Origin of the sequence: Microseira wollei NIES-4236 (assembly GCF_020521235.1) — a bacterium.
GTDB lineage: Bacteria > Cyanobacteriota > Cyanobacteriia > Cyanobacteriales > Aerosakkonemataceae > Microseira > Microseira wollei.
Genome location: NZ_BLAY01000092.1, coordinates 16765 through 41217 on the forward strand (window position 1 = coordinate 16765; position 24453 = coordinate 41217).

Below are 24453 nucleotides of genomic sequence, written 5' to 3' on the forward strand. Positions count from 1 at the left end.
AAATCTAAAATTTTAAGCGGGTTCCCAGCAGTATTCGTCTGAACGGGTGAGGCGAATTTGAGCCAGGGCAAAGATGGTGGGGATAATGCGGGCATAGTTGGTAGAAATGGCGCGCCAACCGAGGTCGGCAAAGAACCAAGCCCACAGCATTGGTCCTAAAAAGGCAAATACACCCCGGACAGCACTGTATCGGGCGGCACTCACAGCCATTCCCTGTTGAGCGCTTTTGACTAGCATATAGCTTTGTACCTTGGTTGCGACTGCTGCACCGCTAGAAACAACGGCTTCCTTAGCCATCTGATAGGTAGCAAAGTGGATAGCAAACTGACGGGCAATTTGTTTAAGCAGCATTGGTTGGAGTAGCGAAGTGACTGCGAAGGCGCTACCACCCTTAAGCAGCCAACCCAAGGGATCGCGCTGTACGGACAGGGGTAGGGGTTGAGAAAGTTTGGACTCGGAGAGACTTTGTACAATTCGCTGCTTCAACTCATTTTGCTCCGATGGGGGTAATTGTTTCGATGCCCGTTTCAGCAGGTTGAGAAATATCTCTGCTTCGATATCGGTGGTGGAAAGCTTGTGGGAGTATGGAATTTTCAGATAGCGACAAACTTGAATCAACGTTTGCCGATAAGTTACCTGATGGGTGCGCCCTTGCAATACCGTTAACCCATCGGCAGCCAAGAACCGAAAGCGCTGTTCGATCGTATCTAACCACGCTTGGCGATCCTGGCTTTGCACTTCTATCGGTTCGGGTGTGTGAACGTAGTCTAGGGGATTGAACCGGCGACAGAACAGAATAGCCGTCAGCTGCTGCAATTCTTCTTCTGTTGCCAACTCCAGCACTGCTCTTAACTCATCCAAAGTCAAATCCTCCAAGACCCCAGATTCTTGCTGTTCCCTATTCTACCAAAAACATCATAAAAGCTGAGAGCCACCGTACTTTAGTCGGTGGATGAAAGCGAGAGAAAGGATTTATCCTTCTCAACTGGGATGGATAAAGTATGTCAAATCACGAGAAATTCCAGACGGGTTTGTTGTAAAGCAAGCCTGTAAGTAGGTGAATATAAATAAACTCACCACAATGGCGGGCGATTAGCCCACCCCACAAAACCTTCAATCTCTTGTGGGGTAGGCGTCGGTGCCCGCCATAGGTAGGGATAGCTATTTTCACTTTATTTACCTGCACCTACTTATTGTCCGCAAGGCACCTGGATATTTTGTGATGCTGACGCTCGAATGTGATGTCAACTTGCCTGACTGTGTACCATCGGGACATCCGGTTGGCATTGACTTAGGACTTGATAAATTCGTGGCAACATCTGATGGGGATGTGATAGATAGACAAGGATTCTTCCAGGTACTGCATCGTCAGCTGAAATTGCTACAACGCCGACTCAAACATCAGAAAAAAGGGTCAAACAATCGTCACAAACTAACCCTTAAGATTGCTTGGTTGCATCAACGCATCAGCGATACTCGGAAAGACTGGCACTTCAAGTTGGCTCACAAGTTATGTGACGGTGTTGGGATGATAAATGTTCTAGGATATCGATTTCCGGGTATGGGCAAAGCGAATGTTTGGTAAACATACCTTAGATGCTGGTTTTGGGTATGATGACGACTTGAGGTATGGAAAGATCGATCGCGATCCAAGGTGATACCAAAAAATAAACTCGTTCTTTTGCCCAGCAAAGGAACGAGTTGCGGGAGAAATTTGTCTCCCAAGATAGAGGCACAGAAGTATGATGCCAGCAGTGGGTTTTTAGGTATTGTAAATGTAAGCTTGTCTTAACCGCCGCACCATCTCTCTACGCACTTCATTATTGACGCGGTAGCCCCGCTCCCAGTGTTCTAACCTGATATTGTCAACGTAGAACTTGACGGTAAATTCCATCTCAGATCCTGCAATATTGTTCAGGCGAATTTTTGGCTCTTTCCACATGGTTTGGGACTCTTTGAAGTTTTCGTGCATCCACTCCATAAACTTAGTCGTATAATCATCCAACCTGGTTTCCTGCCCACCAGGGTTGGATATTATCTGATATAGTTTGTTCATTTTGGCCTTAAGCACTTCAATCTTTTGTTCCCATTCTTCTGGTAATATCGTCTGGTCTTCCACTACCAGATCTGGGTCTTTTAACCAAACTTGATACCAATTTCTGATTAAGCCGATCAGGCTATCTTTCAAGGCAGTTTCCTTTTCTTCATCAACTCTTGTTCGCTGTTTTCTCCCCTGGCGTTCTCCGCTCGCACGCAACCCTACCAACTTCAAAATTTCTAGGTAATTTGTTTGAATTTTTCTGATTTCCTCTGATTCTAATCCTCCTTTTTCTAAAACCTGAATCTTACCAATCATATTCTCAAACGCTTCTTCAATTTTTTCTAGTTGTTTGTTGACATCTTTTTCGGCTAAAATCCGCTGGCGTGCGACTTCTTTCTTTGAGCTATTTCCCGGTTTATCTTCATTCAATGAATAATATTTGTCGATGTATAACAGCTTTTCATCGATATTACCCAAGATGTCTGGATGTCCCATAACAATTTCTCTCAAAATTGTGGTTGCTGTTATAGGATCCGCATCAACTCTGACTCCGATCTTAATTGAATAAGCATAGTGAGGGGTAGGACGGCTGAGATTAATGATGTCTTGACCGCCAAAAGAGGAATTGGGTGTATAAACCTCGCAATGGGTATCGATTAGGTACAATTTTGTCACTCGGATGCCTACATTTTTAATCACAGCCATTGACCCGTTTAACGAAATGACATCTCCGAATTTAAATGGAGTATCGACCAATAAGACCAATCCGCCGAAAAAGTCGCTTAAAATCTTCTGTACGGATAAACCAATTACAACGCTAATGCTGCCAACTGCTAACCCAATTCCGGTTAAATTTACTCCCAGGGTTTGTAAGAAAATCGAGACCCCTATCAGGTAAGTTAAAAACGGGATAGATCGTTCTAGAATTGGTACCAATACATCGTCCCAAACCGCTTCTGTTTTCCTGGCTTTCTCTCTCAAGTATGAGATAACGACTTGAGTAAATAGTTGGGTAATCCAGTGAGTAACAGCCAAAACCAGCAAGGCGTCTAATACTTGCTGAATTCCATTAATGATTGGTGCCGCATCTAATTGATTAAAGGAAAATTTTAGGCTCAACAGTAAGAAAATCGCTAGAACTGGAAGCCGCGAAACGTTTAGACTGACGAGGGCTGCATCGTTTTCCATCTGGCGAAATACGCTTCGCAGCAGTGCGAAGATGACTAGGTCTAGCATTATTGCTACCAATGCAGCGATGACTAAAGTAATGAAGAATGTGGCCAATTGGGCTGAAGGGGGCAGTAAGAATCCTAGCAGAATAGGTTGAAAGGCGAAGATAGTAATCATTTGTGTCTCCATATACCAGCCAATAAACTGGCAACAAAAGTTTTATGCCTGGTTACTTCAAGCATTTTCCTTTGCTGTGAGTTAAATTTGAGAGCAGAATCGTCCCAGGGTCAGACTTACAGGTTATTAGTGACAAAAATCTTTGCCAACTAACACTTCTGGGTTTAAATATTTTCTATCCCAGGGTAGATATTACGAAATTATACCATACAGGGAGACGTGACTTTATAGCGGTTGGCGACAAGATGGAATACAGTAGGGGCGGGTTTATAGATATTGTGGTGGCGAACCATAAATCGAGATAAACCCGCCCCTATAACAGGTATATTCAACCAACTTGCTTTGCCGCTATATGAGTAATTATACTGTGGAGATCGCTGAAGACAGTATCCGCCTGTTGGGGCGATGGGTATGTCTGACACCCAACTAACACAATTGCTGGGAAATATTAAAGCACAGCAACCCAGAGTTATCGGTCTTGAAATCTATCGATTAACAGCAGATGATTCCGGAAAAAATAGCGCTGATGTCTAGGCAAAATTCTTAGACAAATCGGCGGATAACGGAGGTTTTTAGCTCGATTTTACGGCTCAGCCGCCCGCAGTAGAAAAGATGCTGTAAAATTTGTTAAAATCATCCCAAACAAACCGGGATTATGCTCCTAACCTTGACAAGGATGCCAAAATAAATTAGCTTAGACGAGAAAAGATTTGAAAATAATTATGCAACACGAAGTCAAGATTTTGTCACCCACAGATATTTGGTATATCCAAAATGGCATCAATAAAGAAACGAACCAATTTTATCATCCAACCAAAAATATTCCCTTGATTCAGCAAGTTGAAATTAAGCTGAATAATTCGGGGGTGATCCTGCAAAAAGGAACTTTGCATAGGTGCGTCGGTAAAATCAATTACGGCATTTATAAAACCGATAGTCGTTTGCGAGATATATGGGTTTCCTTGACCACAGAGATGGAGTATAACGCCCCAGTTTATAAAGGAACGGGAACCGTCCACCTCGAACCTAGACAAAAAGGCAATTTTCTCCATTATACGCCAATTGAACTGTCAGAATCGGAGCAATGGGAGTTTGATGACGGAGTATTTCAGTTTTGTTCTGACAATGTAGTAATCGGGGCAAAAAAATTAAAATACCGACAAATGATGGGTTCTACTGATGGTCGGTGGAGGGTTGCTATTAAAGCTTTACCCGGTCAAATTGCTAAAGTTGTAACGGGTACGCTTGCCCCAGGCAAAGTGATTGAAATAACCAGAGGGGAAGTTGTAATTGCCGACTATGACCTAGTCAAAGGATTTACAAACGGGATTGGAGAAGATTACCGCAAATTAGGACATTTTGGTAAAGGCGGCGGCGAGGGTTATGTTTGGGTTTATGAGGGTGAAGGTAAATTATTGGTATCTGAAAATGATGGAATGGGTTTGGGGTGAAATCCTGGCACGCTTCGTGAGGTAAGCGACAGAGTTACTCGTGTATAAACCTATATCTATTGCCATAGTTAGTAGGTAGTATAGGACTTACGCGCAAGTTCCCGGCTTCTATGAAAAATCGTTGGTTTGGCAACCAGAGATATGCATACCCTAGCTGGCGCGAACGACGGTCTCACCTTTGTTTCTTTTCTCGTCGTGCGTCAGTTTTGTAGTAACTCAAGTTGCTAGTTATCTCAAACGCGCGGCTAATGGCTAATGGCTAATGGATCGATCAGGAAAAATGCTGACGAAGCTTTCTCGGAATTAGCAATTAGCAATTAACAATTAGCAATTAGCAACGCCCAATGTTTATAACTAGCAACTCTAGTTAGTAGTCAATCTTACCCAATACCCACTACCCTCGCCCAGAAACCCGGTTTTTTGGCAAAACCGGGTTTCTGGCACCCCTCAAATTTAATCGCAGGAGGCTACAAAATTAATGTTTGATGTTGCTGTAATTGGTGCTGGAATTGCTGGTTTGACTTGCGCTCAACAATTGCATCAAGCTGGATATAATACCGTCGTGGTAGATAAGTCCCGTGGTGTTGGCGGAAGGGCGGCGACGCGGCGGGTAAATGATATTCGCGCGGATCATGGGTTGCGCTATCTTGAAGCTAATGGTGAGAGGGTAGAGGAGTTAATTGAGGTATTGCTCTCGCGCAATATCCTTCAAATTTGGTACGAGTCAGAAGCCAAAATTCCCCGGTATGTAGCGCCAGATGGGATGAGCGCGATCGCTAAATTCCTCGCCACTAATTTAGAGATTAAATTAAATCGCCGCGTCGAGTCAATTACCCTCAACACCGATAACATTTGGCATCTCACCTTTGCAGCAACAACCGAAACATTAACAGCGTCATCAGTCCTTGTCGCAATTCCCGCCCCGCAAGCTTTAATCTTACTCGAACCTTTAGCCGAAACAATTTTACCAGCCACATTTTTAGATAGCTTGCGTCGGGTTGAATTTGACCCTTGTTTGACTGCGATCGCTAGCTATTCAACGCCTTTAAATTTAACCGGGAAAGATATCTCTTTTCCCCCTAATTCTGACTTATTATGGATTGGTTTAGATAGCAGCAAGCGCATCAATTCTCCAGCACCCGTATTGGTGTTTCACAGCAGCGCCGATTTCGCTTGCGCTAACTTAGAAGCACCAGATTTAAACTTAATCGGACAACATTTATTATCCCGCGCCGCCGCCGAATTAATGCTTCCCTGGATAGATGCGCCAGAATGGTTTCAAGTCCACCGATGGCGCTATGCTTTTCCCAGTCGTCCGTTATCGGAAATCTGTTTAGATTCTCAGCTACCGCAGCCTTTAATTTGTTGTGGCGATTGGTGTGGTGGTAATCTAGTAGAAAGTGCTTTAGTTTCTGGAATAGCAGCGGCGTCTGGAATTAATCGATATCTTAAACAACTCCCGCTCCCCGGTACTAATTTTTTGCATAATCTGGGATAGCTTCAATTCAAAGGCAGGACTTACGCAAAGAAACCGCGTTTCTGGCAACGGGTTACAGCCATGTCTAAAATTAATCATCATTTAACTTTCTGGCGCGCCCCGCTGCCAATTTTTTAGATATTATTTTAGAATAAAATCCTGAAACTCCTGTTGTGGAGCGAGATGAATCTTAGTATCGTTGGCGACAAATTGCTGATTGACTTGGAATGGTACGAGCAACTTTGGGCATTTACGCTGAACAAAACCTTTGAAATTCCACTCAACCATATCAAACGGGTAACCACCGAAGAACCCCAAAGTAGTTGGGCGGAAATTCGCGCCCCTGGAACTTTTCTTCCAGGAGTCATCAAAGCCGGAACTTATTATACCAGAAATGGTAGAGAATTTTGGTATGTCACGGGAGAGCAAGACTATTTAGTTTTAGAATTAGAAGATGAACCGTTCAAAAAAATGGTTCTAACAATCTCGCAAAGCGAAGCTTGGTTAGAACGAATTGAGCCAAATAAATAGCTGGTTGAGCAAAGCTTTCCGGAGGAATCGCATCTATTTTGTTTAGTTATCTTGGGGAAGAATTATGACAGCCGCTCAAACTGTTTATGAAGTAGCCATCATTGGCGCTGGAGTCTCTGGAACTGCATTGCTGTATAGTTTAAGCAATTACACTAACATCAACCGCATTGCTTTGATCGAAAAAAACCCAGAAGTTGCTTTGGTTAACTCCCATAGAACTAGCAATAGCCAAACGCTTCACTTTGGGGATATAGAAACCAACTACACCTTGGAAAAAGCTAAAAAAGTTAATAAAGCCGCCAGCTTGGTAAAAAATTATCTTTTGCAAAACGACGCGAGACAAGAAATCTACAGCAAGTATCACAAAATGGTTCTGGCGATCGGCAAAGAACAAGCAGACCAACTGAGAAACAGATATGCAGAATTTAAATCCCTATTTCCCGAGTTGAGATTAATAGATAAAGACCAAATACAATCGGTGGAACCCAATGTTTTGAAAGAGAGAGAAACAGATGAAGAAGTTCTCGCTCTCTTTACTGAAGAAGGTTATACAATCGATTACCAAAAGCTGGCTCAATCATTTTTGCAACAGGCGCTGGAAAACTCCAACAAAAATATCGATTTGATGATGGGGACAAAAGTCAAGCGGATTACAAGGGAAGGAGACTTATATTACATTCAAACTGCTCGAGAAACTATCGCAGCAAAAGTAGTTGCTGTTACCGCTGGAGCGCATAGTTTATTATTTGCCAAATCTTTAGGTTATGGGAAAGATTATGCGCTTCTGAGCGTTGCTGGCAGCTTTTACTTTGCACCGGGAGTTTTAAACGGTAAAGTTTATACCGTGCAACTTAAAAAACTACCTTTTGCCGCCATTCATGGAGATCCAGAAGTTCACAATCAAAGTCAAACTAGATTTGGTCCGACTGCAAAAGCTATTCCCATGTTAGAGCGGCATCATTATGGGACTATTTGGTCATATTTTAAGACGGCTGGACTGAGTTTGGATGCTTTTATCAGCTTCTTTAAAATTCTTTCCGAACCCGTTATCTTGAAATATATCGTGAAAAATTATATTTATGATATTCCCTTCATTGGCAAGAGATTGTTTATTAAAGAAGTCAAAAGGATTGTGCCTTCAATAAAATTGAGCGAACTGAAGTTTGCCAAAAAATATGGAGGAATTCGACCTCAAATTGTTAATCTTAAGACTAAAAGTCTGGAACTTGGAGAAGCAAAAATTTTAGGAGAAAATATTTTGTTTAATATAACCCCTTCTCCAGGCGCTTCAACCTGCTTGCAAAATGCTGAAGATGATACTGAAAGAATAATATCTTTTTTGGGTGAAGAATACAGGTTTGATAAGAATAGATTTTTGCAGGATTTAGGGATGGAGAATCGCCAGATATTAATCTAGCACAGCCTTAAGGCTCTCGTTTGTATAGCGGCTGCCATTTTTGCTGCCGCTATACAAACTCAGAAACCTGCCCAGAAACCCGGTTTTTTGGAAAAACCGGGTTTCTTACGCCATGCGGGGTTGACTTGCTGCTACAACCATTGCGACAGTTAATTCTAGCTCTGGGAAAATCTGGGAGATAATTCTATCGTCGCCTGCGTATCTCGTGACTTGGTATTGTCCATCGACTAGCTGATGCACAAAAACAGAGGGGACTTTAGGATTTCCCAGATAACTACGAGAAGCAATAGCAAGATAATCCACAATCCAATACTCAGAAATGCCCAATCTTTGATATTCATCTAGTTTATCAACGTAGTCATCTTCCCAATTCGTTGATACAACCTCAACGGCTAAAAGTAGGGGTTCTATAATACCGGCGTAGGTGTTGAGATATCTTTCCCAAATTCTCCCCTCAATTACGCTCACATCTGGTCTTCTACCTTGTTCTTTCCCGCCACTGGTGTAAGTCCTGACGGCTATATCTTTGTCAACTATGTAGTCGAGTCCTAATCGATCAATTTCTCTGTCAAAACTCCTGACTATAAATCTCGAAACACTCTTATGCGCTCCTGTACAATCCACTTTGACAATCTCCCCATTTATCAGTTCATAACTGCCATCTTCTGGACAGACTTTAAGAAACTCTTCAAAGGTGAGCGGTTTAGTTGTTGTATAGGTCATAGTATTGTCTCCATTGCATCGGCGAGAGACTATAACTATTTTAGCATACAGCAGATTGCTTTTCGAGTCATGTACAGCCTTTTGGCTGAGTTTGTATAGCGGCACCCTTAAGGGTGCCGCTATACAAACTCAGGTGTACCTGTCTGTTTTAGCGCAACAATTCCTCTAACTTTTGTTGATTCCAAAGCGACTGGTATAAACCAGATTGTTGCAACAATTCGGCGTGAGTGCCTGTCTGAACAATCTCGCCTTTATCCATGACAAAAATGCGATCGCATGTCGCCGCCGCCGATAATTGATGGGAAATAAACACCACGGTTTTGCGATCAGTTCCTGTGGAAAGATTATCCAATATTGCCTTAGCCGTTTGATTATCGACGCTGGAAAGAGCATCATCTAAAATTAACACCGGAGCGTCGATTAATAAGCCACGAGCGAGGGCAGTCCGCTGGCGCTGTCCGCCAGATAAAGTGATGCCGCGTTCTCCTACAATCGTTTTGTATTGCTGCGGAAAATTGATAATTTCTGGGTGAATTTGGGCTTGTTTGGCAGCGTATTCAACTGCTGGTTGTTCGGCTACCGGATCGCCGTAGCGGATGTTATTTTTAATCGTGGTACTGAAGAGAAAACTGTCTTGGGGGACGTAGGCGATCGCACTCCGCAAATCCCCTAATTTAATCTGGGTAATATCGTACCCATCGAGAAACAATTGATTTGGGGCAATATTCAATAGTCGCGGTAAAGTATTGGCAAGGGTTGACTTTCCAGAACCAATTGGCCCTACAATTGCTACGCTTTCCCCTGGTGCAATGGTAAAGTTGATATTCTTCAGCGCCGGGGTTTTAGCACCCGGATAGGTAAAGCTAAGATTGCGCGCGGTTAACTCGCCTTTGACTTGAGTTAGCGGCAAACTTATGCTGTTGGTTTTATCTTCAATTTGGGGTTCGACGCTGAGAATATGTTCAATGCGGTCGATACTAACTTCCCCTCGTTGATAAGCAGTAATCGTGAAACCTAATAATGCAGTCGGGAAAACTAGGCGTTCGACGTATATGATTAGCGCGACGAAGTTACCGATGGAAAGCGAACCAGATGCGATCGCTCCCGCTCCAGCTGCCAGCAAAACCAGTAAACTAATATAAGACAAGCCTTCTACCATGGGAAATAAGGTAGTGCGGGTTTTGGCAAGTTGGAGATTAGCTTTTAGCAAGCGATCGTTTAATTTACGGAATTCCTGCCGCTCGTTTTGTTCTTGAGCATATATTTTAATTAAGGCAATGCCGCTCATATCTTCCTGGATCAGTTCGCTGAGGTTGGAAAGTTCCTCTTGTACTGACAGTTGTTGCGCGCGTAGCTTGTCGCTGAATAACTGGACGACTAATAACATTAACGGGTAGACTGCGATTGCTTCCACAGTCAACCACCAGTTAATTGTTAGCATCACTGGCAACGTTAATCCATAGGCAAATACCGTATTCGCCAAACTCAATACTGCAAACCCCAACAACCTGCGAATATTATCCACATCGCTAGTAGCGCGGTTAATCAAATCTCCCGCAGTATTGGTGGAAAAATAAGACGGTTCCAGGGTTAGCAAGTGTTGAAAAATCTTTTGTTTCAGGTCAAATTCCACCTGACGTCCGACGCCAAATAAAAACAGGCGCGACGCCACCCGGATAAACCACATTACTGTTGCCAGCACCAAGATTAGCACCGCATAATACCAAATCCGATCGAAATCGAACTGTTTTTGCAGTGAGTCAATGCTATTGCGAATTAACAGCGGGATATAAACCCCCATCGCATTAACAATTAAAAGCGCTAGAATACCCAGCGCCACTTTTCGCCAGTGGGGACGCAGGTAAGCACCTAGTTTTCGCAGACGAGATTGTGCCATGATGGGGAGCTTTTTGAGCGGGTGAGCAGGTGAACAGGTGGGTTGCGGCGGGTGAGAATTATAAATGTCAAATTCCCAATGCCTTAATCGTCAATTACCGATTACCAATTTGCATCTCTCCAAAGGTAATATTTTAAGGACTTACGCACGCGGGGTCAAAAACAAAGGTGATGCGTCAATCTCGCGACTTTCAACCCACGATTTTTCGGATCGCCCTTTGTTTTTTTGCGTAAGTCCTGATTTTATTCCCTGAATCAGAAACCCGGTTTTTTAGATAATACCTTTGGGAATTTAGGCGAGGTTGACATAGGGGGAAGCCGGGTGAAGACGGCGGAAACAGGATATGGGAGCAAAAATCTGAGCCAATAAAACTGGATCAGGTTTTTCCCGAAGTAATTTTATAATTCTAATTGTATACTCAGCACTGCGTTGGGCGAACATTTTTCTATGTCTTCCGCAACAGTTCCATCCGAGAATTCCCTTGAAGAACTGCCATTGCTGCGGGTTTTATTGGTAGAAGATGACCCGATAATGCAATTGGGCCTAGAGCAGTTTTTGACCGAACAGCCGAATTTTAACCTAATAGGACAGGCAGGTGATGGTTATCAAGGCGTCGAGATGGCGCTTGACCTGAAACCGGATTTGACGATCATGGATATTGGGTTACCCCAACTCGATGGGATTGCGGCGACGCAGCAAATTAAAGCCGCTTTACCAGATATGCGGGTGGTGATGTTGACTTCTCACAAAGCAGAAAATGAGATGATTGCTGCGCTTTCTAGCGGGGCGGATGCTTATTGTATTAAGGGAACGAGTTTGAATCAATTGTTGAAAGCGATCGCTTGCGCTATTGAAGGTGCTGTTTACCTCGATCCCCAAATTGCCCGCACGGTAGTTAAAAACCTCAAACCCCCTTCTCCTAAAAATAATATCGCCCAACTTTCCCAACGGGAGTCAGAAATTCTCAAACTGATTGTAGAAGGGAAAAGCAACCCGGAAATAGCAGCCATGCTTTATCTCAGTCTGAGTACTGTTAAAACCCACATTCGCAGCATTATGAATAAATTGGCTGTGGATGACCGAGTGCAGGCGGCGGTGGTAGCATTGCGGTCGGGATTAATCTAGGGAAATACTTGTGGCAAAGAATTTAAAGCTGCAATATCAGTTGACTGAGAAACCCGGTTTCTTTAAGAAACCGGGTTTCTGGTTAATTCTCAGGTAGTTTAGTTCCAAATAACGTTGCATACATCATCCGGTAAATATCGGTATTATCTACCGTTTTTGGCAGCATTTCGGCGTTGAGTCCGTGGGCTTTTGCAATCACACCACCCGACATATCGCCGAAACCAGACCAGGCGATCGCCATCGAAAATCGCTGTCCATTTTTATCGGGTGCTGAAACAAATGGCAAGGTTTTTGTCCCATCTCTTCCATCAATTGGTGCGCCATTTCCATATTTAGCCGGTAATGGTTTATCCTGGGGTACATCTTGCGCCTGTTCCCCAATTACTTCGAGTCCCCCCGCATCGCTATCTGCTGCGGTTATAACCAGCGTATTCGGGTTTTGAGCGACATAATTCATCGCTACGCCAATCGCATCATCCGCGCGCTTTATCGCTTCTAAACACCCTCTGGCGTTATTGTAATTGCAGAAATTATCGCTACCTTCTTCTTCCAAAACCACAAAGAAACCCTTGGGATTTTGGGATAAAATTCCTAAAGCAGCTTGTAATTGTTCCGCCACCGTTGGTGCAGTTTTGACGTATAAAGGTAAGTTCGCTGCTTTTAATTTTTCTTCTGATTCATCGTTGTAGGTATCTTCGGCGGCAAAAATGCCCAAAACCTTCTCAGTATTTGCTGGTAAATTCAGCAATTCTTCGCGGGTGTAGACAACTGCGTACCCTTTACTTTTGGCGATTTCGATTAGGTTTAATCCATCTGTTCGCTTGCTAACAGATGCGGGGGTATGTCGTCCGGCGGTTCCTTTGGGAAGATACCACATTTCGCCGCCACCTAATATTACATTTACCCCTGATTCGATTATCTGCTTGGTAATTTCTGCGTGGTTGCGACGGTTATTTACCTTGGCTAAAAAAGCACCCGTTCCCGGTTCGGTGATAACGCCGGAATTGATAATGGCGGTGGATTTACCCGATGCGATCGCTTCTTCCATTATCGTTTTATTATACCCGGAAAGCGCCTCTACTGGCTTTCCTTTGGAGTCCAATCCAAACGAATTTGCTTCTACTTTTACTCCCGTCGCGTGAATCACAGCACCCGCGTTAGAAGTTGCCGTTAATTGATTTTTCAAATGTCCTAAATAGACGCCGAGATTGGACATTTTATCCCAATTTAGCCTACCATCTGGCCCTTTATACAACATCCGCGCCGCACCCCAGTGGGAAGCACTCGTACCATCCGGGTGAATAAAAATAACATTTCCTTGACGCGGTGCGGTGGCGTTTCGCACCAGTAACGCCCCGCCTAGCATCGCCGCCAGCGTTAACAATACCGTGCCGATAACTCGTTGATTAAAATTATTTGGTTCTCGGCTGATATTAGATGAATCGGGAGCGGAATTCGGGGGGATGGGGTTAATTAGATGTAAGTCCATATCCAATTTGTCGGGTTTAGCAGTCTGGTTATTTTATAGTTTAACCGCAAATTTTCAATAAAAGTTTAACACCCCAAGCCCAACTGACGCTACTCAAACGATATAATTTGTGTCAAAATAGTTTCATCTATGGGCAAAGGAGTTGATCGCAATGGAAAGCGGGACAACCGTAGCAGGAAGGGAAGAACCAAAAACAATAGCGGCGATAGGAATTGAAGAACTCAAAGCGTTAATTGCTCGCGCTGTTAACGAGCAATTAAACTTGTTGCCAAAACAGCCTAATAACCCGGCTGATAAAAAAGTAGTAGCAGATTTAAAAATTGAAGAATTTAAAGCATTAATTGCTCCAGCGATCGCCGAGCAGCTAAAAATCTGGTTAAACCAGCAATCTTCAGAAGAAAAAAAAGTAGCGGATTTGACAGTAGCAGAACTCAGAACCTTGATAACCCAAATAGTCGATGAGCGATTAATACTATGGGTACAGCCACCACATCCAAAGAATACCCGCTCGCCGCAGGAGATTTTAGCAGCGATGGATCGTCTCAGGTGGACACCACCACCAGGAGCGCCAACGGGTAGTGAAATGATAATTGCGGAGAGAGAAAAATGGCGACAACCTATGTAGTTGACGCCAGCGTGGCGATTAAATATTTCATCACAGAAACTTACACGCCAGAGGTGCGGGTATTAGTCGCTCAGATGTACTCTGGCTCACATCAGTTACATATTCCAGAGTTTTGCCTAATTGAATGCGTCAACGTTCTCTGGACGAATGTCCGATTTCGGGGCTTGCCACAGACTGATGCAGAGCAGATGATTGTTGAAATGTTGGCGCTACCGTTTCAAATTGTGTCCGTCACAAGTCTGCTGTCGCGTGCTTTGCAAATTGGTTTGATGCATCAATTAGCAATATACGATTCGCTATATAACGCAAGTTGCTAGTTATCTTTTTAGGGCTGCTCATGGCTAATGGCTAATAGCTAATGGCTAATGGCTAATGGTAGAACCGAAAAATATTCCCATAAGCAATTAGCAATTAGCGATTAGCTTCTGCTGTGCAACCCACGATAGTTATAACTAGCAACTTGGGTTATATATCGCTTTGGCATTAAGACTTAATTGTCCGCTGATTACGGTTGATGTTCGACAATTGAATGCAGCAACTGCCTGCGGTGCGGTTATCAAACCCATAACCGATTTCGCGTCTCTTGGCGATCGCATCATGGCACAATAGGTTTTGCGGCAATATTATAGCAGTTTGTGGGTGGAATACAGTTTGTGTAGCGGCACCCTTAAGGGTGCCGCTACACAAACAGAGCAACCCCTACGCGGACTATTAACTTATGCAAAAAAGTGTATTCTATCAAGTCGCTTTCCCGCTATAGGTACGGATTGGCATCGTGGCTTGAGAGCGGAGAGTGTCAAACAACCGCTCTAACATCAGACAGTCCAACTTTTCCCAGGAAAATCACAAAATTTTTGGCAAATCTGCGAAAAAGGTTGTAGATCGTGCGTGTAAATAACTAACCAGCTAGTTGGGGCCTATGAAGGTTCGAGCCACTCTAACAGTTACGGTAGACGAGTTTTGGAGCGATCGCCTGTGAACGATCTGAACCAAACACTGCAAACGCTGATTGCCGAAGCGTGTCAATATGAACCCAGGAGTTTAGAGAGGCGATCGCGACTTGCTTGCGTGCATCGACTCGTCATGGCATCCGGGAAGCTGTGGAAGGAAAGCAAACCGTATTATAACGATGCCCTTCAAGAGATGTGGGAATTTTTCTGTCAGAATCCAGAGTTATATGACCCAAGCGTGAAAGGCCCGATCACCTGGCTAGATGATTATCTCAAAAAGCGATTGAGAAATTTACGGGATTCCAAGTACAGGCAGCAAAAGCGAGAGATTAACACCCTGCAAACCGAGTCTGGAGAAACAATCGACCCGATTGCGATTTTACCTGCTCGTCCCGACATTCAACCTGTGTTGGAGATATGGGAGAAAACCCTCGCTTGGGTGGAAACCGATCCCGATGGGAACTTACGGAACACCTGTTTTAGAAACTGTCGTGAGGTGAATTGCCAAGCGTTAATTTTGCGTCGCCTCCCACCGGAAACTCCTTGGAATGCGATCGCCAAAGAATTTAACCTCACCCCAGCGGAAGCGAAAGATTTACCTAAAGTCTACAACCGCAAATGTTTACCCCAACTGCGACAATTTGCAGAATCTCAGGGATATGTTGAACCCCAAAATAATTCCAGTCGGAGAAAGCAATCATGACTGACATTGCTCAGATGCCACAATCAGTTTTAATGCCAATTACCCAAGCAGCACAACAGATGGCTCGCCAGTTTGCCATCGAACAGCCAACCGAGGAGAAAGCACTTCAAGTTTATCTCAACACATTAGCAGTGTATGCGGTGAATAATTATTTACGAATCATGGATATTTCTACCGATCTGAAAGGGGGTGATAGCTGGAATCCCGTGATTCGATTCGCCTGTGATGTTGCCGATTTATGGGTCACAGGTGTGGGACGATTAGAATGTCGTCCGCTGCAAGTTATCAACCGGGATCCTTCAAACTTGCCGTTTAAAACTGACCAAGAAGACGCTCTGACGGGGAGATGGGGAGACGGGGAGAGCGACCCTGACCCAGATCTAAGCACCTGGTCTAGCAGCCCCCCCGAATTTATTCGTGGAGAATCAGAAAATTCTTCCTTGCTGGAATCCCCTGGCTCCTACCATGGGGTATCCCCGCGTCACCGTGTCCCCGCTTCAGAGCGTCCTCTTCAATCCCAACCTGCCTCCATTTCTTGTTACGTTCCACCCGAAACTCAGGATGACCGAATTGGCTATGTGGTGGTTCAAATTGATTTGGAACAGCAAGAGGCGACTCTGTTGGGATTTGCGCCAACTGTCACGAGCGAGCAGTTAACGATCGGCGAATTGCAACCCATAACCGAGATGCTCAAAAACCTTGAAAGTCAAAAAACACAACTTGTTCCCCTGGCGAAATTGAGCCAATGGTGCCAGGGAATATTTGAAGTTGGCTGGCAACCTGTGGAAGCATTTTTAGATAACGCGCTCGCGCATTCTTCATTCACTCAGGTTGCCTTTCGACGCAGTATCACCAAAGAAATTAAACGAGCAAAGCTAATCAATTTTGGCAGACACAAACCTGGAATAGCGGTGACGCTGGTTGTGACTTTGACACAACAGGAAAAAACCAATGGCATTGGCTTACAAGTGTTTCCCCAAACAGGTGAAAGTTTTTTACCAACCAAACTAAAACTTGCAGTTTTGGATGAATCAGGAACCTGTTTCTTCGAGATTGCATCGGGAAGCAATGACCGTTTCATTCAGTCACGGCAATTTAGCGGTCAACGCGGAGAACGATTCCGCGTGCAGCTTAGTTTTGGTAAAATTAGCCTGATGCAGGACTTTGCAATCTAACTGCTTTTATGAGTAAGGTAGTTGTGTTAAAACTAGAGCGAGGTGACTTTGAACGAGGATTCCAAGTCACCCTCGATGTTGCGGAAGAGGGGAAGTTTCCCTACATTATGGGAGTGAGCGGTTATTTACGACAAGCTCCAGAGATTCCTGAACTTTATCGAGATTGGCAGAGGAAATACTACAACCTGGAGTCTATTTATCGCCGAAAACGACTCTATTTCATTGATGAAACAGCTGGCGCTCCAAGCGAGCAACCAGGAAACTTGCTCCAGGAATGTTACGAAGCAGCGGAAAAACTCAAGGTCAGCTTTCAAGAGTGGCTCAGATGCGATGGATTTCGCACTATTGAGGCAGAATTATTAGCCAACTTAAGTAAATCCGATCGGGTGCGATTTATCCTGCAAACCGACGATGACCAGTTACGAAAATTGCCTTGGGAAACTTGGAGCTTCTTCCAGAGATTTCCCCAGGCTGACCTTGGCATCAGTTCATTAATTTCTTACAGTTACAAACAGTTGCCAAAACCAGCCAAATTAAAAATATTGGCAATCTTGGGGAATAGTGATGGTATTGATATTCAGTCAGATCGAAAGATTTTAGAAAATTTACCCTTAGCCGATGTTTGTTTTTTAGTTGAACCAACCCGCGAACAGTTTAAAAGTCTTTGGCAATCATCTTGGGATATCCTCTTTTTTGCCGGACATAGTTCCAGTCAGGATGGTGAAAAAGGTTATCTCTACATCAACCAAACGCCAGAGGGAAAGTTAGAAATTAGCGAGTTAGAAGAAACTCTAAGAACCGCCATTGATCTCGGGTTAAAACTTGCCATTTTTAATTCTTGTGATGGATTAGGATTAGCTCGTCAGTTAGAAAAGTTACACATTCCGCAAGCGATCGTGATGCGGGAACCAGTCCCCGATAAAATTGCCCAAAAATTTTTGCAGTATTTTCTAGAAGACTTTTCTCAAGGTGGATCTTTATATACCTCGGTGCGGCGATCGCGCATAATTTTGCGAGAATTGTTGCAGGTAGATAGAGAATTTCCCGGTGCTAGTTGGGTACCCGTAATTTGTCAGAATCCGGCGGCTGAACAGTTTGTTTGGCCTTCGCCTCGCCGTAAATATTTATGGCTTGATTCCATCATCAAATTGAAGCAATATGCTTGGGTGGCAATCTTTAGCGGGTTTGCTGGAAGTGCGATTACTGTTACAGCGACCTGGACTAATTTTACCCGATCGCCATGTCCATTGGCAACCGAAAAGAAAGAAGCGCTAGGATGCTTCAAGGATTTACAAAAAACCCCCTTGGTCATTGGATTCTTAGCAGCACCTCACCAGAATTTATATCCCAACGATCATCTCTATTTAGCATTTGAAAACTATCTAAAAAAAGAGTTAGGAATTAATGTCAGAGACGTGCGGATTAAATTTGGCAATGCCATCTCTTATCAGGAAATAAAAAAGAAAATTGCTGACAATGAATGGGACATCATTTTTACCAATTCTCCCATGAACTCTTGGACAGCTAAAAGTAATGGCTATTCCTGGTTAGGTCGTCAGTACCTTCAAAATCCATCTTATTACTACTCGGTTCTGTTTGTCAAAGCCAACAGCCCAATTCGTTCAATTGCTGATATTAAACCAACCACAACGATCGCTTTAGGCTATATCGGTTCCGCATCCAGTTTCCATGTCCCGCTCTACAATCTCTATGGTAAGAGTCTGAGTATAACTCTTGGACATTCCCATGAAAAAATTCAAGAATTGGTAAGGAGTGGAAAGGCAGATATTGGCGCATCAACACACCATATCGCAGCCAACCCAGAATGGAGAGTGATTCATCGTAGCAAGGCTATTCCTATTTCAGGTATTTTTATTTCTCCTAAACTTTCACCATCCGACCAAACTCGCATTAAACAAATTTTTAAACAAGCACCTACAGACATTAAAAATATGATTCTATTTAAGTCAAGTCCGGAAATAAATTATGAGTCTATGGGGGCAGTTTCTGACAAGGTGGAAAAGATCGTGAAATGTACAAATTACTTTGATAAAAATCCAGTTGACCTTTATTGTAAATAATACAAGACTTATGCAAAGTTTCTATACGTAGGGTGCTCTCTTCGCAGCGTAACGCACCATCTACCATTTCCTTTTCTTATTTGTGTCCTACTCTTTGGGAAGCCGAAGAAAGCGTCTATTGCGTCTAATACTAAATCCGGTTTCATTATCCGCTTAATGCCGAACGACTCGCATTCGCGGCTACACAAACAAAGACCGCCTACGCGGTCTATAAGAATACAAAGACCGCCTACGCGGTCTATAAGAATACAAAGACCGCCTACGCGGTCTATAAGAATACAAAGACCGCCTACGCGGTCTATAAGAATACAAAGACCGCCTACGCGGTCTATAAGAATAAAGGGGGTCGCTAAGGCGATTTTAAAAGCGGATTTGGTATGATTTCCTGGCGGGCTTGATTAACTTATATAACAGCCTAAATAAATTTTTGGCATATCCTTGAAAAAAATCTTGGATTTGGGTGCGAAAAACCTTGTTGAGAGGCGTCAGTAAATAGTAACGCAAGTTGCTAATTATCTCAGGCATAGCAGCTGATGGCTAATGGCTAATGGCTAATGTCAGTAAAAATCCTTTATTAGCAATTAGCAATTAGCAATTAGCAACGCCAAAGTTTATAACTAGCAACTTGCGTTAGTAGGCGACCAACTGAGTTTCCAACCAGAGGAGGATAGGATGCACTCGTTTACGGTATTAATGTCTCTTTTGCGCGAGCGCGCCCGTTTCTTAGAAGAAATTTCTCAAGGAATTAGACTCGATGATAAGGTTTTCTCACTTCTAGTCTCTAGCTCAATATTTTTGGCAATCTATGGGGCAATTATTGGCTCATCTAATAGCTGGATGCAAGTCATTGCTTCCGCAGTCAAGCTACCAGCACTGTACTTAGTCACGAGCATCATTTGCTTACCAACTTTATACTTGTTTGGTGTGTTTTTAGGCTCCCGTTGCAATTTAAAACAATATCTTGCTCTTCTGCTAGCATCAACATCAATAATTGGAGTCATGTTGTTCGCCTTTGCACCAATCGTGCTATTTTTTCGCCTCTCTATTAATAGTTATGATTTTTTTAAACTGATGAATGTAGTCTTGTTTGCCATCACAGGATTGATGGGAATTAATTTGTTTTACAAAGGAATTATGTTGCTTGAGCAGCATGATGGTAAGTCGAACAGTCGAACTTACATTCTCAGGGGTTGGCTATTTCTGTATGGCTTTGTAGGCAGTCAAATGGGATGGATACTCAGACCATTTTTTGGCGATCCTGACAGTAAATTTCAACTGTTTCGTCAGCTAGAAAGTAACTTTTATCTCCACATCTGGGAGATAATTTATCGGGCGATCGCTGGTCATTAAGCTACTAAAAATACCGCTCAAATAATTTGAGTAAAAAAGTCAATTTAGGAGGGAAATACCTATGACCAGTGAAAGTAATCTGGTTCGTTTGGATACCAGAGCGGCAGGCTCGAATCAACTGGGACTGATAGGCACTGGCGCCATTCTCTTGAGTTGGTTGTATCTGAATTTGCCAATTCTGGGATGGCTAGCACAGACATTGCAACAAATTTCGCCGTTCAATAAAGGATTGCTGATCGCAGGGGGATTGCTCTTGCTGGTGCAAGGGGTGCGCTATCGGCAACAGTTTCGCTTTTCGCCGGTACCCGTCCTGCGCTGGAGTCCGCTAATTGTAACGATCGGCGCTGCGTTGTTAGCTCACGCATCTCGTTGGCTGTTGATTCTGGAACAAATACCCGTTGTGTTTGCATTAATCGGCACTTACGGGTTGCTGGGATTATTTCTGGAGTTTACCACCTGGCGAAAAGGGTTACCGATTGGTGTGGCGATCGCTCTCTTCCTCCCCTTCGGCGTACAATTTAGCAGTGGATTGGGCTTCCCTGCACGCATTCTCACCGCTCACATCGTCGAATTCATCCTCAAAGCTTGGAACGTTACCGCCCTCTCTTCAGAAGATATCATCGTCCTCGATACTGGCATCGCCCATATAGATTTGCCTTGCAGCGGCATCAGGAGTTTATGGACGGGTACGCTGTTCCTACTCGCAGCAACCTGGCTTGAAGGTCGGCAATTTGGGTTACGCTGGCTGGTGGTATTTGTCGGAAATTTGGCGATACTGGCGATCGCTAACCTGGCACGAGTCCTAACTCTAGTACTGATCGCACAGGTGTGGAACCAGCCTATTTTGGCAGAAATCCTGCACGTACCTCTAGGATTAATTGCTTTTATTGTCGCCTGCGGCTTCACCTGGGTACTGCTGCGCTGGGTTCCACCCCAGGGAGTCAGAGAGAGGCAGCAGCTCACCCCCTCGTTCCCAGGCTCAGCCTCCCCCTCGTTCCCAGGCTCAGCCTCCCCCTCGTTCCCAGGCTCAGCCTCCCCCTCGTTCCCAGGCTCAGCCTGGGAACGAGATGATAGAGGCTCTGCCTCACCGATCTTATTACGATTCAACTCAGGCAGACTGTCTAATCTAAAATCTTTTCTTCTAGCTGCCTGCATTTTGGGACTAACACTCATTCCCCATCCACCAGCCATTTCAAATTCCCTGCCAAATTTGGCAAATCTACAATGGTCGAGCGCGATTCAAACGCAACCGATAGAACTCACTTTAGTTGAAAAAGACTTTTTTGCCACACATCCCGGTGTGGTAACTCAGAAGCAGCATTTTGAATTTCCAGGATTGACAGGTTCTATCTTATTTGTTTCTGGTCCCACCTTGCAGGCACACCATGCACCAGAGATGTGTTTGGTCGGTAGTGGATTTCGCCTCGATCAAATCGTTCAACAACAGTTCGCACCGAGACTTTTTGGGCGTTGGTTATCCCTGGATGACCAAACTCACTCGGCTGTCTATTGGTTTCAATCTCCCCATCAAACCACGGGAGATTTTCTCGTGCGATTTTGGCAGCAAGCCTCGCGACAAGAGTCATCTTGGACCCTAGTTTCTATTTTGTTTGATAAATTCCACAGTCCCAACGATCCGGTAGTGCAAGCTTTTGTGACTGAGGTTTATCGAACCTTGCAAAAAGCTTAACTCGAATCATTCAGGACTTATATCATGTCCAGTAGCAACGGTTGTGTAACTGCTAATAGCTAATCGCTAATGGCTAAATAAAAAAGAAACAGTCAATCATTACTGAGCAGAGCTATGGCAATTGACAAGTTCGCAATTAGCAATTAGCAATTAGCTATCCATACACTACCCATGCCTAAGGAAATGATATTACGCAAACACCAAAGTTTCTCTCAAAAATCGTTTATGGCAACTAGAGATATGCATACCCTAGCTGGCGCGAACGCAGGCAGAAACCCGCGCCCAGAAACCGGGTTTCTGGGTCGCCCAAGCGTAAATCCTGTCCTTGTATTGCAAGTCAGTGAGGTACAGCCTTTTGGCGCTTCGTTTGTGTAGCGGCACCCTTAAGAGTGCCGCTACACAAACGAAGCGCGATTTCGCTGTACTTCACTCGGCTGCAAGCCGCTGTATTTTTGGCTCTGTTTAGTGAGGATTTCTTATGCAACCATCCAATAATGACTTTAAGCAAATATTTGCAGTCTTCTTTTGGGTATTCAACGGGATGCTGCTTTTGATTGTTTACGTGGGAGTTCTCCCATTTATGGGATTCTCTCTTTTGGGAGATGCGATCGCTGGGCAAGTTCCGCTCAATTTCCTGGTCACGTTTTTTGGGCTAGTCAGCGTTCCCACAACCTGCTCGCTCTTGGCGACTAAAGCAAAGCGGTGGCAAGAAATTACCCTGTTTCAGTTGTTTTATGGGATTGAAGCACCGCTATTGATTGTGTGTATCGCGCGGTTTTTCTGGCTGCGGGATTTGACAGTGGCGAGTACGTTTTTACTGCTAACAATTGTCTTTGGGACAATTGCCACCGCCCACTGGTTACTCAGTCGGCGAGACAATCCAATGGCAGTCAACCTGTGGCATTTGGCAGGACAAACCCTGATGCTAGCGATCGCTGTATATCTTACGGCACTGGCTGCATTTTACGTACTGCCTTCCCTGACTGTCGTGGGATTGCTGATAATGCTGTTTTATACTGTCATCCTGATCCCGGTGGCAATATTTGCCCTGGGATTGTTTACCCTTCCCTTCGGCATGGTGAGGATGTATCTGCGATCGCGTTCGGAAACCCTCAAACAATTGGGAACCCGCTACGGAGAATGGCGAGTGCGGGCGTTTACAGACGTTATCTTCGCTGGGTGGCTCTTAACCTTCCTACTGTTGCAGCAACAGCCCCAGGTGGTAGCATTTCGCTTACTCAGTAACCCACCCCAAACCGACGCGCAGCGACAGGCACTCCTGCAAAAATCAAATACGATCCGCACTGGATTACTCAATGCTTACCTGTCTCCCTATCGCTATCCTCGCTTAGAGAACACGGCGATGCGAGATCTGTATCAACACACGCTCCACTTTCCTCCAATTGCAGCTCAAATCGTTCAAGACTGGTTCAACTTCCTGACTGCTCCTTTTACCTATCAGGGTACAGCCGCAGACGTAGACAAAGCAGCTCAACTCTATGCCCAGTTTTTTGATGCGCCCATTTTGCGAAAAGAAAACCCAGCGATTCAAAAAGCCTTGCAATCTACCTTCGATCGCAGTGGCGCAAAAGCAGGACTGGATAACATCAACCAGAAACGAGTTTGGCTCGAACAACAAAACATCACCGTCAAACCCCACGGAGACTGGGCAGATGTAGAAATTTCTGAGTTGAGCCACACCCCGCTCTAAAGAGACGGGGATTCAGGCCAGGAATTAAAGTTAGCTTTTCGCTCATTAATAGCTATCTGGCTAACCGTTTCTGGCTTCATGCAGAACTGCTCTGAGGGTGAATGACTCAGCCTACTTTTGGACGCGCCTAATTGTTCGCAGTTTGTTTGAAAGTCCTTCCATGCCTGCATTAAGATTGGCTCCAACCTTTCCCACTCACTTTGAGCAAGATGCAATAGAAGGTTATCTTCGTCATTGACATATCTACTCAGGTATGCAGCGAAAAGATCGCGATGCATCACAACTCCTGTTTGGTCAAAATGAACGCGCTCTGAAAGTTTTTTCTTAATCCGTTCACCAGTCAAATGGGTTTGTGACAGTGCAGTACGTGAAGTAGAAAACTTAATGAATTGCCCACCAGCACTTACAGCCTTGCGGGCTAATTCAGATTGCACAAAACCGGGAGACTTAGCAGAAATAGCTTTACCATATCGCTTCTGCCATGCCTTTACCGATACATTTTCAGTTTTAATCTGATTACCATGCCTCAAAATCTCATTGACGATTCTCCGGTTTTGAGACTTAGCATAAGCGCTCTTACGCCGCTCTATTTCTCGCTTTTTACGAGCTAACTTTTGATATGTTTTAGACTTTTTCCATTGGCGACTACCCGGTTTTACTTTACCTTTCT

21 protein-coding genes and 2 pseudogenes are annotated in these 24453 nt (G+C 44.2%); 17 read left to right on the top strand and 6 right to left on the bottom strand.

Annotated elements, in window-relative coordinates; genetic code table 11:
* Positions 1 to 12 precede the first annotated feature (12 nt).
* Positions 13 to 861 carry a YaaW family protein gene (locus MiSe_RS27195; protein WP_226586353.1) on the bottom strand — a complete coding sequence of 283 codons (849 nt, stop codon included), beginning with the start codon at positions 859 to 861 and terminating at the stop codon, positions 13 to 15.
* A 331-nt stretch (positions 862 to 1192) separates the two neighbouring features.
* Between MiSe_RS27195 and MiSe_RS27200 the strand changes: the two are divergent.
* A pseudogene (locus MiSe_RS27200) lies at positions 1193 to 1610 on the top strand (RNA-guided endonuclease InsQ/TnpB family protein); the annotation flags it as partial.
* A gap of 152 nt (positions 1611 to 1762) precedes the next feature.
* Here MiSe_RS27200 and MiSe_RS27205 read toward each other — a convergent pair.
* Entirely contained in the window at positions 1763 to 3388 is a 1626-nt protein-coding gene (locus tag MiSe_RS27205; RefSeq protein ID WP_226586355.1) for a mechanosensitive ion channel family protein, read from the bottom strand.
* Positions 3389 to 3799: 411 nt separating this feature from the next.
* On the opposite strand from MiSe_RS27205, the gene MiSe_RS51215 reads away from it, so the two are divergent.
* The 5 genes from MiSe_RS51215 (at position 3800) to MiSe_RS27225 (ending at position 8264) form a co-directional block, all read left to right on the top strand.
* Positions 3800 to 3922, top strand: a complete 123-nt coding sequence (locus MiSe_RS51215) for a hypothetical protein (RefSeq protein ID WP_264196707.1) — start codon at positions 3800 to 3802, stop codon at positions 3920 to 3922.
* Positions 3923 to 4110: 188 nt separating this feature from the next.
* The gene (locus tag MiSe_RS27210) at positions 4111 to 4839 is read left to right on the top strand and encodes an AIM24 family protein (RefSeq protein WP_226586357.1); all 729 of its coding nucleotides are present in this window, start codon (positions 4111 to 4113) and stop codon (positions 4837 to 4839) included.
* A gap of 478 nt (positions 4840 to 5317) precedes the next feature.
* Complete coding sequence (locus tag MiSe_RS27215) at positions 5318 to 6337, top strand: NAD(P)/FAD-dependent oxidoreductase (RefSeq protein WP_226586359.1); 1020 nt, start codon at positions 5318 to 5320, stop codon at positions 6335 to 6337.
* 162 nt (positions 6338 to 6499) lie between these two features.
* Positions 6500 to 6847, top strand: coding sequence for a hypothetical protein (locus MiSe_RS27220; RefSeq protein WP_226586361.1), 348 nt, complete (start codon positions 6500 to 6502; stop codon positions 6845 to 6847).
* Positions 6848 to 6911: 64 nt separating this feature from the next.
* The gene (locus MiSe_RS27225; protein ID WP_226586364.1) at positions 6912 to 8264 is read left to right on the top strand and encodes an FAD-dependent oxidoreductase; all 1353 of its coding nucleotides are present in this window, start codon (positions 6912 to 6914) and stop codon (positions 8262 to 8264) included.
* Positions 8265 to 8369: 105 nt separating this feature from the next.
* On the opposite strand, the gene MiSe_RS27230 is transcribed toward MiSe_RS27225, so the two are convergent.
* Positions 8370 to 8987 carry a Uma2 family endonuclease gene (locus MiSe_RS27230; RefSeq protein WP_226586366.1) on the bottom strand — a complete coding sequence of 206 codons (618 nt, stop codon included), beginning with the start codon at positions 8985 to 8987 and terminating at the stop codon, positions 8370 to 8372.
* 148 nt (positions 8988 to 9135) lie between these two features.
* Positions 9136 to 10884 (bottom strand): ABC transporter ATP-binding protein, encoded by a 1749-nt coding sequence (locus tag MiSe_RS27235; protein ID WP_226586368.1) that lies wholly within the window; start codon positions 10882 to 10884, stop codon positions 9136 to 9138.
* Positions 10885 to 11331: 447 nt separating this feature from the next.
* Here MiSe_RS27235 and MiSe_RS27240 point away from each other — a divergent pair, with 447 nt between their 5' ends.
* Positions 11332 to 12009, top strand: a complete 678-nt coding sequence (locus MiSe_RS27240; RefSeq protein ID WP_444980557.1) for a response regulator — start codon at positions 11332 to 11334, stop codon at positions 12007 to 12009.
* A gap of 82 nt (positions 12010 to 12091) precedes the next feature.
* Here MiSe_RS27240 and MiSe_RS27245 read toward each other — a convergent pair whose 3' ends face one another.
* Positions 12092 to 13375, bottom strand: a complete 1284-nt coding sequence (locus MiSe_RS27245) for an alkaline phosphatase (protein WP_444980559.1) — start codon at positions 13373 to 13375, stop codon at positions 12092 to 12094.
* Between the two features lie 274 nt (positions 13376 to 13649).
* On the opposite strand from MiSe_RS27245, the gene MiSe_RS27250 reads away from it, so the two are divergent.
* The 10 genes from MiSe_RS27250 to MiSe_RS27290 all read left to right on the top strand — a co-directional run bounded on the left by MiSe_RS27250 (position 13650) and on the right by MiSe_RS27290 (position 23783).
* Positions 13650 to 14123 carry a hypothetical protein gene (locus MiSe_RS27250; protein WP_226586373.1) on the top strand — a complete coding sequence of 158 codons (474 nt, stop codon included), beginning with the start codon at positions 13650 to 13652 and terminating at the stop codon, positions 14121 to 14123.
* Positions 14105 to 14440 (top strand): type II toxin-antitoxin system VapC family toxin, encoded by a 336-nt coding sequence (locus tag MiSe_RS27255; protein ID WP_226586375.1) that lies wholly within the window; start codon positions 14105 to 14107, stop codon positions 14438 to 14440. The genes MiSe_RS27250 and MiSe_RS27255 overlap by 19 nt, the downstream gene beginning before the upstream one ends.
* 160 nt (positions 14441 to 14600) lie before the next feature.
* Complete coding sequence (locus MiSe_RS51220) at positions 14601 to 14732, top strand: hypothetical protein (protein ID WP_264196708.1); 132 nt, start codon at positions 14601 to 14603, stop codon at positions 14730 to 14732.
* 366 nt (positions 14733 to 15098) lie between these two features.
* Complete coding sequence (locus MiSe_RS27260) at positions 15099 to 15776, top strand: sigma-70 family RNA polymerase sigma factor (RefSeq protein WP_226586378.1); 678 nt, start codon at positions 15099 to 15101, stop codon at positions 15774 to 15776.
* Positions 15773 to 16951 carry a DUF1822 family protein gene (locus tag MiSe_RS27265; RefSeq protein ID WP_226586380.1) on the top strand — a complete coding sequence of 393 codons (1179 nt, stop codon included), beginning with the start codon at positions 15773 to 15775 and terminating at the stop codon, positions 16949 to 16951. Before MiSe_RS27260 ends, MiSe_RS27265 begins: the two co-directional genes overlap by 4 nt.
* A gap of 8 nt (positions 16952 to 16959) precedes the next feature.
* Entirely contained in the window at positions 16960 to 19032 is a 2073-nt protein-coding gene (locus MiSe_RS27270; RefSeq protein ID WP_226586382.1) for a PhnD/SsuA/transferrin family substrate-binding protein, read from the top strand.
* A 672-nt stretch (positions 19033 to 19704) separates the two neighbouring features.
* Positions 19705 to 20382, top strand: a complete 678-nt coding sequence (locus MiSe_RS27275; RefSeq protein ID WP_226586384.1) for an actin-binding WH2 domain-containing protein — start codon at positions 19705 to 19707, stop codon at positions 20380 to 20382.
* Positions 20383 to 20443: 61 nt separating this feature from the next.
* Positions 20444 to 22072 (top strand): exosortase O, encoded by a 1629-nt coding sequence (xrtO, locus tag MiSe_RS27280; RefSeq protein WP_226586386.1) that lies wholly within the window; start codon positions 20444 to 20446, stop codon positions 22070 to 22072.
* A 225-nt stretch (positions 22073 to 22297) separates the two neighbouring features.
* Positions 22298 to 22447 carry a hypothetical protein gene (locus MiSe_RS27285; protein WP_226586388.1) on the top strand — a complete coding sequence of 50 codons (150 nt, stop codon included), beginning with the start codon at positions 22298 to 22300 and terminating at the stop codon, positions 22445 to 22447.
* 103 nt (positions 22448 to 22550) lie between these two features.
* Positions 22551 to 23783, top strand: coding sequence for a TIGR02921 family PEP-CTERM protein (locus MiSe_RS27290; protein ID WP_226586390.1), 1233 nt, complete (start codon positions 22551 to 22553; stop codon positions 23781 to 23783).
* Here MiSe_RS27290 and MiSe_RS27295 read toward each other — a convergent pair.
* Positions 23780 to 24453 (bottom strand): annotated as a pseudogene (locus MiSe_RS27295) (RNA-guided endonuclease TnpB family protein); the annotation flags it as partial. The gene MiSe_RS27290 and the pseudogene MiSe_RS27295 overlap by 4 nt on opposite strands.